The following is a 12,215-nucleotide window of genomic DNA, read 5'->3' as shown; positions in this document are numbered from 1 at the left end:
TATTAAAATATTTTTTATATTTTAGTAAGAATAAGTAACCTATTTACTAAGCCACGTTATTGACTATGGACTGAGCGCCTATGGAACCTAAGAAACATCATCACCTCCTCGCCGACCTTTGGGAAAGTTATCCTGATGCATTGTCAAATAATTTTCAATCCGAAAAATCATATGATATTGTTAATCACCTATCAGATCTTTTGGCAGTTGGTCCGTATTACCACTATGTGATCAATATAGCGGACTATTCGCTTTCCCAAGTTTCAGAAAACACCGCAAGTATCCATGGATTGGCAACTCAACCAACGACAATAAGAGAGATCATAGACCAAATACATCCGGAGGACCTGGAGTTTGTCCTGAAAGCAGAAGAAGCTACGTTAGTCAAAATGAAGGAAATTGGATTCGAACACCAACTGTTTTTGAAAACTTCTTATTGTTTTCGCATGCGTGTTTCCAATGGCAGCTATCACCTATTTCATCATCAAGCTATACATTTGGCCAAAGATGATTTCGGAAGGTTGACTTCAGCTTTGAATATCCATACTGATGTACAACACATAACCCAAAGTAATAATAAAATTGTACTCGTGACCGGTATTGGTATGCGTGATGATTACTGTCAGATCGACCTATCTAAACAGCTTCCACAATTTGATATTCCTAAATTTTCAAAGCGTGAGATGGAAATAGTATCCTTGGTTGCCAAAGGGAACTCAAGCCCGCAGATTGCTGAAAAGCTTTTTATCTCGCCCGATACTGTAAGGACACATCGGAAAAATCTATTTCGGAAAACGGAAACAAAAAGTGTAGTTGAATTTATCCGCAAATGTATCGAATGGGGATTATTGCAGCTTATTTGTTTTTCCAATATAGAATTTTTCATTTAAAGTATACATATAAAAGCGCCCAAAATGATATTAAAGATTTATCAGAAAATGAACTCGTCTGTTCATGAATGGCAAACTTACCTACAAACGATGGTTGAATACGGGTGTATCAAAAGTATTTGATAACATGAACGAATCTCACTATAAATATTATTTATGAGTGGTATTAAAAACTTTTTAGGAAATTATTAAATGAACTGGTCATATATTTTTAAGCACTGGGGTTGTACTATATATTGTTATTTTTAATATCACTTGCTATCTATCGCCTCATGTGGGAGCCAAGCCCAGAAACTGCTTTTTATGAACTGCGTTTGGCTTTTCTATTCTCGTTAATCGGTTTGGTGGGAGGCTCTTTTCCAACATTAATCGCTAATATAATCTAATATAATAACATTTAGACAACTTGACTATTACAGGATTAACACTAAATGGGAGAAACCTATTTTTATATCCCTTACCGTTATTGGTTTTTGTTTGACATCTTATCTTATTCTGAGAACTATTCACTTAGGGCTTTTATTGACATATTCCTTTATCGCAGTTGCCTGTGGGCTAGTATTTAAGGCTGAAAAGAAATGATATGATTATCGTCTGTTTGTGAAAGAACAGTTATCATATCCATCTTGAATCTTTCTTTATCAAAGTCTTCCACCTTTTTAGGTAAACGATCCAAACTGGATAGAGATTCCAATATTTTGGCTTTAATAACTTCCAAACTATGAAAGTCAGTTCCTGACACAAAATCTTCATACTGATCAGGAGCGATTACTATACCATCTATCAATAGTTTGTACATATAGTGTTGCTCACCTGTAAATCTATTCTTGGTCGTTCTATCCGAAATATATAATGGCTTCTTCTTCTCAAAAAAATGTCCAAATCCTTCAGGGGCCAGAACGCTGGTAAAACCTAATGTATAGTTTAGAAGATCAGCACCATAATCCTTGTCTTTAAAAAATGCCTTCATATAGATAGAAAGATTTGTTAGCATATGGCTCTTAACTCCTGCCCTGGAGTCCATTGTCAAAGCGATATTAAAATCCATAAATAATTATAGCTGATTTAAATTGAAATGAAAACTACACCGCATTTACATAAAAGTACTGATTTAAAACAACGAAGTCTGCACGGTATCACTTCCTAATGGTGGCAATCCCTCCCAGTCGAAAGCTTCATAGCGATGTTTACCATCAGGTCGATTTGGATATCCTCTCAAAGTATATACAGGATAATGCTTCAACTTTTCATTAGGCATTTCAAATAGGAAAATCGGTGGCATATCTTCTTCATTTATATCATCGATCCATTGACGTTCGAGATCCTCCGGCAAGAATAAGGGCATACGATGTTTATTGGGCCCATCGTTATGGATATTGGCCATCACTTCATTGGCTGCCCGAGTAAGCATCCCAAAAGATCCTACGCGTTCGACTACGCCATCTTGATCTACCGTCTCATGCCACTGATACAAGCCCGGTAGATAGAACAGCTCCCTGCCCTCCGCGCCAATAAAATAAGGGACTTTCTTTTTCCAGCCTTTCACCGCACGATGCTCAAAGGTACCACTCACCGGGATAAGGCAACGCTGCTTGCGCAAGCGGTACCAATAGGATTTTTTATCTTCCAGGATGCGCTCGCTACGTACATTGATCATATTGCGCCTGCGATCGGCCTGCAGCTTGGGATCGTCAATATAGGTGGGCAATACGCCCCACTCCATCTCGGTCAAGGCCAGCTGGCTTGAATCTTTGTCCTTATACAGGATCGGATACTTGGGAAAGGTAATGGCCTGGACATTTTCCAGGTAGTCATAATTGTAATCCAATTGACGACGCTCATCCCGCAACTGCGGAAAGGTCTTTTTGATAATCTCAATATCGGTATGGAGGCTAATATCCCAGCACATAATGGTATCCTTTCTTGTTTTGGATTTGACACGAATATACGCAATTTGTGCTGTAAATAATGATTGCCCTACGACAAGAAAATTGTGCTTTTCAGTTCGGACTAGATCGGGCCTACCGAAGGATGTCTATAGCAAATACTTTCTTTTTGGTCTGTCCATCGGTAATGGTCGCTACTACTCGACCATATTCTAAGGAGAATAGGATATCAATGGGATTTTTACGCTGAAACCTGGTTTTGGTACGTAGGTAATTGACAATATTTTTCTCATAGAGCTTAAGCATGCGCTTGTCCCAGTTCTCTTCCTTGATACGGTTAAGAAAAATACGATAGCCTGATCCTGTAGCTAGCAAGCTTTCGATCTTATCGGCATCTTGCGGCAACTGCAGGGCTCTTCCCTCCTTTGCCCCCAGTTGATGGGCATGCTGATCAGCGCTTTCCTTGTCATCATAAGGCGTGAGTAGAAAGCCTGCCTTCTCTTTGACATCAGGCCACTCAAAGCGCTGCAGCACAAAGTCGGCATAGCCGGACTCGACGAGCTCGCGAAATGAACTTTTGGTGACTTGTTCAAAGGGATTGTACAGCATAAGGCTAAGATAGGATTTATTATTCACTCCGCGGATCGGGCTTTAAAGGCATCTTAGCACAGCGGATCACGTCAATGGAAGGGCAACCATATTCTAAAACGACTTTGCCTTCAACCAGATAGATTCCCGCACCACGGAGTGGGTATGTATCTCTTACTAATTTTTAAGAATAATTTGCTATTCTAGTCTATTCTAGTTATTATTGATTTATAAACCAATAATAACATAGAGGAGAAATTAGATTTTTATCGAAAATACATTCCCTCTCGGTTATATAAAGCGCTAAATTAAAGATAACCAATTATAAAAAACCATGAATACACTAATTAATCGCAAATCAAAAATTATCATTGGGCTCATAATGATCGCACCGGGACTTATAACTATTATTCTATTTTTTCTCAGTATGCTTATTCCGGTCATAAATATTTCAATTGATTTACCGCTGGCTACCCTTTTTGGTTTTGGTCTCATTGCAGGAGCAATTACAATAAAGGCAATTTAACCAATGTAAACTCAGGAAAGTAGTACTATATGTTACAAAATAGATTAATCAAATTTTTTAATATTGCTATTTTATCGTTAGTTTTTCAAACGGCGTATTGTCAGACATTGAAAAATCACGAAATAAAACTTTCTATAGTTGAAGGTTTAGGTCCTGGAGGAATTACAAATATGGTGATATCAAGCCTGGATAAGGAAGATAAGACGACTCAAAAACTGCTGAAAGATTATAATACAGATAATATTCAGGGACTTGAAGGTAAACAGGAATTTGCTTATATTATCAATAAATTTCAATTCTATTATCAGGCATTTAAGAACGGCGATATCTCTAAAGAATATTTTTATGATCAAGCTAATAAATATCAATGGAGCTTAGAAGATTCTATTTATCTGTCTAAAATCCCTTTAAAAAATGTTATCAGGATCCTAACAGGTAAGAAAGGTGGTGATAATGAAAGTTATATTTGCATAGTTGACGCGAATCAAAATGGAACTTATGAAGATGATGTAATTAGATACATTCCAAAAATAAGATCCGTTGTGGAGGAAAATATCTCTCCTATCGCCGTTGAAGTAGATTTTTACAGAAGTGGTTCCATTCGTCAACATACGATAAACATAATACCGTCTTTCGGATATCAGGGTAATCTTGGTATTTCTTTCTTTTCCTTTTATTTAAGTAGAATAAAATACAAAGGACAGCGTTTCATTATATGCTCTGATTTTTTAGATCGAGAGTCGGTTTATATCATACCAGACATGCCGTATTTTTCACAGATTCCAAGGTCTCGTCGCATTTCTGACACAGGAAAAGTTGTTCTTTTAAACGACACCCTGAATGTTTCGTATAATAAATACAACAATACCATAATTTTAACCGATGAACATGGGGAACTCGCTGAAATGGAAATAGAAAATGCTATTTCAGCTTATAAAGCCGATGTCGTCAATATCAATGTCCCATATAAAGACATTCAAGGCAACAATCTATTAAATGATGAAAGTGAATCCCTGGATAAATTCAAAAATAAATGGCGGTTACTCTATTTTTGGAGTGACAACTGTGGCCCCTGTATTCAAAGCCTCCCTACTTTAAATAAAATCAGCAGATACTATTCAAAACAACTCGAAATAATCGGTATTGTAGATATCTTTTGGGAAAAGGAAAATTTTATAAAAATTTTAAAGGAGAATAAGGTGTCCTGGCCTAATATTGAAACTCCTAAGGACAGCCAAATACGACAATTTTATGCGGTACAGAGCTATCCCACTATTTATTTAATAAATCCGAATGGAGAGATTGTAAAGAACTATCTAAATACAGCCGAATTGGAGGATGTATTAAAAAACTACTTAAAGAATTAATCATATATAATTATTTGAAAACTTCGACATTCACTGACACCGAATTGGAATTCTCGAAATGAACTTTTGGTGACTTGTTCAAAAGGATTGTACAGCATAAGGCTAAGATAGGATTTATTATTCACTCCTTGGATCGGGCTTTAAAGGCATCTTAGCACAGCGGATCACCTCAATGGAAGGGCAACCATATTCTACAACAACTTTGCCTTCAACCAGATAGATTCCCGCACCACGGAGTGGGTATTTTACCAACGTTTGTGGAAAATGCACAGTATCAAAAAAACGCCCCTCGGCATCGAGGAAAGTGCCAAATTTCATCAGGTCACCACGCTTGGTCTTCACAAATTTCTCACAAACAAAGTCCCCTACGACACGGACTATTTTTCCTTCATGAAGATGGAGTTCGCTAGCAGGCATATCGCCCCGGTAATCGCTTTTGGTGAGGTCGAAAAGCGTCCCCGTGACGCAGAAGCCAATCAGCTCTATTTCATCGTAATAGTCCTCCAAGATATCTTCTTCCAAAGGGGGAAGAATCGGCTTGCGGCTCTCGGTCTCAAACAGGGCCATGCCGACCGCCACAGGCTTATGCTTGCTCATCATCAGATGGGCTTCCCAGAGTAATTGCTTCTTCCCTGTTCCCGTAAAGCGCAAGGCACCAACACGGATCAGGATAACGACCTGCTCAATACCGGCCTGCGTCCGCTTGACAAAATTTTCCAGACTCGTATACCTGCCATTTGCTTCGCGCTCCTCAATAATGCGATGGGCCAGTTTACCCTCCAAATTAAGCAGGCAGTCAAAACCCAGATAAATATCTTTGCCCTGAATGGAGGTATTAAAGACCGATTGATTGACACAGGGCAGGCAGATATTGCCTCCTGAAATTCGCGCTTCATTGACATAAACCTTGCGATTGTAAAACCCACCATAATTGTTGAGTACCGCAACCATAAACTCCAGTGGATAATAGGTCTTGAGGAAAAGACTCTGATAACTCTCTACAGCAAAGGATGCTGAATGGGCCTTGTTAAAGGAATAACCTGCAAAGCTTTCCATCTGCCTCCAGATCTCGCGGCTGATCTTTTCGTCGTAGCCCTTGGCCTTACAGTTGGAAAAGAATTTATCCTCTATTTCGATCAGGTGGTCTTTGCTGCGATATTTGCCAGACATCATACGCCGCAGCACATCAGCATCGGCCATATCGAGTCCACCATAGGCATTGGCGATCTTCATCACATCTTCCTGATACACCATCACGCCATAGGTCTCTTCGAGCTGTTCCTTAAACACGGGGTGTGGATACACGACCGTCGTGGGATCATGATGCCGGCGGATGTACTCGCCCATCATACCCGAACTGGCCACACCGGGCCGAATAATCGATGAGGCGGCCACCAGGGTCAGGTAATCATCACAGCGCAGCTTGGTGAGTAGCTGCCGCATCGCCGGACTCTCGATATAGAAACAGCCGATGGTATTGGCAGATTTGAGCTGGGCGGCGATATTGGCATCCTGAAAAAATCGCTTAGGATTATCGGTATCAATGACCACGCCCAAGTTTTCCCGCACAATGGTACGGCAATCTTTGATATGGCCGATACCACGCTGCGAAAGGATATCGAACTTCTCGAAGCCAATATCTTCGGCCACATACATATCAAATTGCATGGTAGGCAATCCTTTTGGCGGATTGTCCATCGCTGAATAACAGGTAAGCGGTTCTTCCGAGATGAGCACCCCACTGGCATGGATAGTCCGCTGGTTGGGAAAATCGGCCATGCGGTTGTAGACACTCAGAATGGTATTGGTCACCTCATTCTTGTTGAGCATATGCTCGGGCTCATGCACCAGGCGGTCGATCTCTGCCTTAGGCAAGCCATATACTTTACCCAATTCACGTAGGATACTGCGTGACCTAAACGTGCTCATGGCGCCCATCAGGGCAGTATGTCCTGTCTGATAACGGTTAAAGATATAGTCGTACATCTCGTCGCGTTCATTCCAGCTAAAATCAACATCAAAATCGGGCGGACTCTTCCGCTTGGGATTGAGAAACCGCTCAAAGGGAAGCTTGAGGGCAATGGGGTCAACATCGGTAATCCCTAAGCAATAAGCCACGGCAGAATTGGCCCCCGATCCACGGCCTACATAATGAAAATTGCGTCCACGTGCGTAGCGGCAGATATCGTCGGTAATCAGGAAATAACTCGAGAACCGCAGGTTTTCAATAATCTCGAGCTCCCGCTGGATGCGTTCTGTCGCAACCCGGTCATGACGGCCATAGCGCCTGGTAAAGCCGTCCATGCAGTACTTGTACAGGAGCTGCTTATCGTTGTAGCGATTGCCGGTAAAGGTTGCTTTATTCTTGACACTGGTAAAATCAAAGCTGAAAGAACACTGGCCCAGTATACGGTTTGTATTGGCCAGCAATTGGGGTAAGTCGGAAAATAAGCGCATGAGCTTGACCCGGGGGATAAATACTTCGTCGTCGGCAGCGATCTGCTCATTGCCGAGCTGCGAAATCAGCAGATTGTTGTCAATGGCCCTTAGTTGGCGATGTAAGGTATAGTCGGCCTTTCGGAAACTGACTGGTGCGAGTATCACACAACGATCGAGCACTTTGCGGTCCATCAGCTGGGCGCGGGTACGCTCGCTGGGCCGGATGCCGATGTATTCATAGTCCCTTAGCGGAAAGGCATTGAGTTTGCTAAAGGGATAGATGACAAACACCTGCTCAAAGTCTGGTGATCGCTCTGGTGTAGGACGATTTTCCATGTTGAGCTTGGTGCGGTATTCGTTGATCTCGCGAAAACCCTGCTCGTTCTTGGCGATGGCAACGAAACAGAGCTGATCACCGTGGCGAAACTCCATCCCTGCGAGTAGATTGAGTCCGGCAGCGCAGCCCAGTTTAATAAAATCCAGCGAACCCGAACTGTTATTAATATCGGTAAGCACAGCGGTGTCATAGCCCCCTGCCAGCATACCCGAGATAAGATCCTGCAGGCTGAGGGTACCAAAGCGCAGGCTATAATAACTATGTAGATTTAAGAGCATGCTCCCCTCCTTTCTCTGGCGGCGGTGCACAGATGGCCTTCATCAGAAATTCGGCGCCATAGCGTTTTCGGATCTTGTCCATGGCCTGCATGAGGCTGACCTCCTCGGCGCTGTTGTCAAAGAGGTCGGTCTGATAGGATCCGTAGATCAAGCCCGAGAACTTGATCCCGATAAGCCGGATCAGCATCCTGCGGCTATAGAGTTTCTTGAAGAGCGAAAGCACGACATCGGTAAGCTTTCTATCCGAATTGGTATAACCTATCTGCAGCTGTTGAGTATGGGTATCGAAATTGCTATAACGGATCTTGAGCGTGACACAGCTCGTTAGCTTCTGATCCTTGCGCAGATCAAAAGCCAGTGTATCGACCATGCTGATCAGGGTCCGGCGGAGGATATCCATATCGATGGTATCCTGCTGAAAGGTGTTTTCCTTGGACATGGACTTCTGTTCGCGAAAAGGCAGCACGAGTGAATCATCCAGCCCATTCGCTTTGCGCCAGATGTTGACTCCATTCTCCCCGAGGACTCTTTGCATGGTGACTACCTCCATCTGCTGTAAGGTACCGATCTTGGAAATGCCCATATTCCGGAGTAAAGTGAAGGATTTCTCGCCTACCATAGGAATCTTGCGGATGGATAGCGGAGCCAGGAAGCCCTTTTCGGTCCCGTTTTGCACCTGCTTTTCGCCACAGGGTTTGGCCGTACCGGTGGCAATTTTAGAGACGGTTTTGTTGACCGACAGGCCAAAGCTAATGGGAAGCCCGGTCTCCCGGATAATCCGCTGGCGGAGCTCCTGCGTCCATTTCCAGCAGCCAAAAAAGCGGTCCATACCGGAGACATCGAGATAATGTTCGTCTATACTGGCTTTTTCGACGATGGGCGTTTCCTCCTCGATGATCTGCGTAACAATACCGGAATAGTGACTGTACATATCGTGATCGCCCCGCACCACGACGGCTTCGGGACACATGCGCAATGCGAGCCGCATAGGCATGGCCGAATGTACGCCAAACTTACGGGCTTCATAGGAACAAGATGCAACTACCCCACGGTCACTACTTCCTCCGATGAGCACGGGCACTCCGATGAGCTTGCTGTTCTGCAAGCGCTCGACAGATACAAAAAATGTATCGAGATCACAATGTACTATACTCCTTTCCATGTCTTTCAATTGTATCAAAAGCCCTGTATTGTGCCTTTTGATTTTTGGTAGTTGCTGCACTCAAAATTACTAATATTATTAGTAAACAATCAAGACGCTAGATTGATTTAATTTTTATCACATTCATTGTCAGTGATATAATTTATAGCCCGATCCGCGGCAGCAACAGTATTACCGGAGCTGAGTTCCAGAAATTGGCCGTAACTTTTGGGCTTACCGGAATACTTGCCATTTTTGCGCTCCTGCTTGCGCCAGTTGTAGAATGTCCCAGAGCAGATGTTATGGGAACGACAGAATACATCGGGATCTACATGGTCGCTGACCTGATCGAATGCTGTAAGTAAAGATAAAATTTCTTCCCTACTGCGACGGACCGTGACTCGCTTGGAGGGTGTAGTGATAGAATCGCTCATGCTTATCGTTTTTATAGAAAACAAAAGTAGCTCCTATAAAAAAAATGTCAACAATGTTTATGTAGCACCTATCCAATATAATCAGTTTGCAAAGAAATTTGAATATCATCTGGACGATAATACGCCACTGACGAAGGATCATATCGAAAAATATATCGGAATGATCGAGCGTGGCGAAATTCAGTGGAAGAAAGAGCGATGAAAAGTATACTATTCCACTGCTTGATTGATGGAGAAGTGAAATAAATGGTGAATGGATTATGCATTGCGACAATCGAAGCTGGCTTACCTGCGATGAGCTGTCTATTTTTATTGAACATTTCGAAGCTGAGGTAATGTACGAGGAAGAGATATAAAGAGCTTCCCTCGAACACAGCATTACCACCAAACTTGTTTGTTATTTTGATAAGTAAAAATCCGTTCCTCTGTGCCTTTTGTTTTATTATGTAAGAGGAATAGAGCGTTTAGCGGACAATCGCTAAATTCAACTGATATATCATCCGCTTTTTTTACACCAAGTGATCGCCATACGCCGTTGTTCCAATACATCAACTGATATTCGTCACCCAGCTCAATGTCATTCCCATCCCCTCTCATGAAACATACCACTCGACCGATTTCTACAGGTTTTTCATAGGACATCCCTACCCAGCCTCCTGTCCCTTCGGGTGCATCAAAAAAAGTGAGTAAATCGCGATCAAAAGCGGCTCCTTTTTCATATTTCTTTTCTGGAACAAATGATCCTGTTGTTCCAATAATCTGCCCGACGGAAGGTTTTCTATCACCGTTTTTATAAAAAAATAATTCCGCAATATTGGAATGCCCATTTTCAGCAGATAATACTCTCCAATATCGAAACGATTGACCCTGTTTATTGACTTTGATATCTGTATCAAAATTATCAAATACATGGAAAGTAACCGCATCATTAAAATCGCTTCGGTTAGCACCTTGAATTTTCATACCAAGCTTTCTCAAATTCGAAACATATACATTTTCTAATATGGGATATTTTCTAAACAGCTGTAAATTTTGCTTTTTAGTGGTATCAGGTTGTATCAGCTCTATTGTCCCGTTGAGATGATGAATAAAGGGTGTTCCAATCGCCTCTACACTTAAATCAGCTTGTCTTACTGGTAAAAATAAAGCGTCTTTACCAATATTCTTAAAATAGGCTGTTCCATTATTGTTTTTGGCAAAATCTAGGATTTTCCATTCTGCATTATCAAATACTGCTAAATAAACGTATGGATCGTCGGAGTTTACATTCACTTTAATGTCTGCGGTTTCCATATATTTGTCAGTTACATCTCGCATATAGGGACTTGAAAAAATTACCGGGACGCTCTTTTTTTGATTTTTTATCAATTCCTCAATATCCTTATTTATTTTATATGTCTTGCGGAAGACTTTGACCATAATATGGTCTAATTTATGAGGGCTCCCTACCTTATCGCCTGCAGCCTCGAAGACAACTTCTTTTTTGGTATTATTAAGTAAAAAATTCCAAGAATGCCCCTGGCTTCTAAATGGCCACTGCGGGGTAAAATCCATTCCTGAGGGGATACCATTGGCTCTCATGACAGCATTTGCCAAATAGGTGTAGCTATCGCATGGACCTGAAGTAATTTTAGCTAATACTCTCATACTAATGATCGTATAATTTTGGCTGGAATTTAGCTGAGGGTTCATATCTTGTCTTAATGCCTCGTTTAGGATGTTACATGCGGTATATGAGCTTCGGGACGGTAGAGATGTGTATTTTAAATTAGCTAGTTTATTGTTATATTTTTTATAAAAATATTCTTTCCAGTTATCAAGTATTTGACCATCATAAATCTTATATGGTAGAATAAACTCACAGAATTCATCGAATGATAAATGCCTGGCCCAATTATCATTTTGCCAAATTTTGAATGAATTTTCAATATTATTAATCAGGAATTTGGATGTGATTATTTTGGTATCATCGACTCGTTCGAAAGGAAGCTTCTCATACTTCGCTAGCATTTCTCTATAAATGCTATCCCTTAAGGAATTGGATAGACCTGATACACTATCCATCACTATTTCAATCTGATGTAGGATACTGTCGATCTTCTTATTAGATTTATAAGAATAATGATAGGTCATATTCTCTAGCAGATATCTGGCAGATCTATATTTTAGGCTATCCTTATCATGTCTTGAATAATAATCCAAAACATATTCAAGTTCTGGTCTATTTTTACCAGCTTTCTTTAAGGCATTTTCCAGATCTATATCTGCGGATTGCGAGCATGCATAGCATAATACGATAACAAAAAATAGGAGAAACTTCATGATAAAG

At 41.3% G+C, this 12,215-nt stretch carries 11 protein-coding genes; 4 read left to right on the top strand and 7 right to left on the bottom strand.

Translation table 11 applies throughout. The features are described 5' to 3' along the window. The first annotated feature begins 80 nt into the window (after positions 1 to 80). Positions 81 to 890 carry a LuxR C-terminal-related transcriptional regulator gene (locus tag DCO56_RS09270; protein WP_108633454.1) on the top strand — a complete coding sequence of 270 codons (810 nt, stop codon included), beginning with the start codon at positions 81 to 83 and terminating at the stop codon, positions 888 to 890. Positions 891 to 1,452: 562 nt separating this feature from the next. Here DCO56_RS09270 and DCO56_RS09265 read toward each other — a convergent pair. From DCO56_RS09265 to DCO56_RS09255, 3 genes are all read right to left on the bottom strand, one after another. Then, entirely contained in the window at positions 1,453 to 1,938 is a 486-nt protein-coding gene (locus DCO56_RS09265) for a hypothetical protein (RefSeq protein ID WP_108633453.1), read from the bottom strand. A gap of 63 nt (positions 1,939 to 2,001) precedes the next feature. After that, positions 2,002 to 2,799 carry an SOS response-associated peptidase gene (locus DCO56_RS09260; RefSeq protein ID WP_108633452.1) on the bottom strand — a complete coding sequence of 266 codons (798 nt, stop codon included), beginning with the start codon at positions 2,797 to 2,799 and terminating at the stop codon, positions 2,002 to 2,004. Positions 2,800 to 2,911: 112 nt separating this feature from the next. Then, the gene (locus DCO56_RS09255) at positions 2,912 to 3,385 is read right to left on the bottom strand and encodes a hypothetical protein (protein ID WP_108633451.1); all 474 of its coding nucleotides are present in this window, start codon (positions 3,383 to 3,385) and stop codon (positions 2,912 to 2,914) included. A gap of 313 nt (positions 3,386 to 3,698) precedes the next feature. On the opposite strand from DCO56_RS09255, the gene DCO56_RS29510 reads away from it, so the two are divergent. Both DCO56_RS29510 and DCO56_RS09245 read left to right on the top strand, forming a co-directional pair. Further along, positions 3,699 to 3,890, top strand: coding sequence for a hypothetical protein (locus tag DCO56_RS29510; RefSeq protein ID WP_108633450.1), 192 nt, complete (start codon positions 3,699 to 3,701; stop codon positions 3,888 to 3,890). Between the two features lie 29 nt (positions 3,891 to 3,919). Then, positions 3,920 to 5,257 (top strand): TlpA family protein disulfide reductase, encoded by a 1,338-nt coding sequence (locus DCO56_RS09245; protein ID WP_108633449.1) that lies wholly within the window; start codon positions 3,920 to 3,922, stop codon positions 5,255 to 5,257. 117 nt (positions 5,258 to 5,374) lie between these two features. Here DCO56_RS09245 and DCO56_RS09240 read toward each other — a convergent pair whose 3' ends face one another. The 3 genes from DCO56_RS09240 to DCO56_RS09230 all read right to left on the bottom strand — a co-directional run bounded on the left by DCO56_RS09240 (position 5,375) and on the right by DCO56_RS09230 (position 9,886). Then, positions 5,375 to 8,311 carry a DNA polymerase III subunit alpha gene (locus DCO56_RS09240; RefSeq protein ID WP_108633448.1) on the bottom strand — a complete coding sequence of 979 codons (2,937 nt, stop codon included), beginning with the start codon at positions 8,309 to 8,311 and terminating at the stop codon, positions 5,375 to 5,377. Then, a complete protein-coding gene (gene dinB, locus DCO56_RS09235) occupies positions 8,292 to 9,473 on the bottom strand; it encodes a DNA polymerase IV (protein ID WP_108633447.1) in 1,182 nt (393 codons plus the stop codon). Before dinB ends, DCO56_RS09240 begins: the two co-directional genes overlap by 20 nt. Before the next feature lie 107 nt (positions 9,474 to 9,580). Further along, a complete protein-coding gene (locus tag DCO56_RS09230; RefSeq protein WP_108633446.1) occupies positions 9,581 to 9,886 on the bottom strand; it encodes a hypothetical protein in 306 nt (101 codons plus the stop codon). On the opposite strand from DCO56_RS09230, the gene DCO56_RS09225 reads away from it, so the two are divergent. Then, complete coding sequence (locus tag DCO56_RS09225; protein ID WP_108633445.1) at positions 9,885 to 10,088, top strand: hypothetical protein; 204 nt, start codon at positions 9,885 to 9,887, stop codon at positions 10,086 to 10,088. The genes DCO56_RS09230 and DCO56_RS09225 overlap by 2 nt on opposite strands. A 176-nt stretch (positions 10,089 to 10,264) precedes the next feature. On the opposite strand, the gene DCO56_RS09220 is transcribed toward DCO56_RS09225, so the two are convergent. Continuing rightward, complete coding sequence (locus DCO56_RS09220; RefSeq protein ID WP_108633444.1) at positions 10,265 to 12,208, bottom strand: transglutaminase-like domain-containing protein; 1,944 nt, start codon at positions 12,206 to 12,208, stop codon at positions 10,265 to 10,267. Positions 12,209 to 12,215: the final 7 nt, after the last annotated feature.

The organism is Sphingobacterium athyrii, assembly GCF_003071065.1.
Classification (GTDB): Bacteria; Bacteroidota; Bacteroidia; order Sphingobacteriales; family Sphingobacteriaceae; genus Sphingobacterium; species Sphingobacterium athyrii.
The sequence above is the reverse complement of the archived record's forward strand: the minus strand, read 5'-3'. Positions and strand labels throughout refer to the sequence as shown.

Bases quoted from the DNA above. Each gene is read 5' to 3' on its own strand.
- DCO56_RS09270 (WP_108633454.1), top strand. From the start codon at position 81: ATGGAACCTAAGAAACATCATCACCTCCTCGCCGACCTTTGGGAAAGT.
- DCO56_RS09265 (WP_108633453.1), bottom strand. From the start codon at position 1,938: ATGGATTTTAATATCGCTTTGACAATGGACTCCAGGGCAGGAGTTAAG.
- DCO56_RS09260 (WP_108633452.1), bottom strand. From the start codon at position 2,799: ATGTGCTGGGATATTAGCCTCCATACCGATATTGAGATTATCAAAAAG.
- DCO56_RS09255 (WP_108633451.1), bottom strand. From the start codon at position 3,385: ATGCTGTACAATCCCTTTGAACAAGTCACCAAAAGTTCATTTCGCGAG.
- DCO56_RS29510 (WP_108633450.1), top strand. From the start codon at position 3,699: ATGAATACACTAATTAATCGCAAATCAAAAATTATCATTGGGCTCATA.
- DCO56_RS09245 (WP_108633449.1), top strand. From the start codon at position 3,920: ATGTTACAAAATAGATTAATCAAATTTTTTAATATTGCTATTTTATCG.
- DCO56_RS09240 (WP_108633448.1), bottom strand. From the start codon at position 8,311: ATGCTCTTAAATCTACATAGTTATTATAGCCTGCGCTTTGGTACCCTC.
- dinB (WP_108633447.1), bottom strand. From the start codon at position 9,473: ATGGAAAGGAGTATAGTACATTGTGATCTCGATACATTTTTTGTATCT.
- DCO56_RS09225 (WP_108633445.1), top strand. From the start codon at position 9,885: ATGCTTATCGTTTTTATAGAAAACAAAAGTAGCTCCTATAAAAAAAAT.
- DCO56_RS09230 (WP_108633446.1), bottom strand. From the start codon at position 9,886: ATGAGCGATTCTATCACTACACCCTCCAAGCGAGTCACGGTCCGTCGC.
- DCO56_RS09220 (WP_108633444.1), bottom strand. From the start codon at position 12,208: ATGAAGTTTCTCCTATTTTTTGTTATCGTATTATGCTATGCATGCTCG.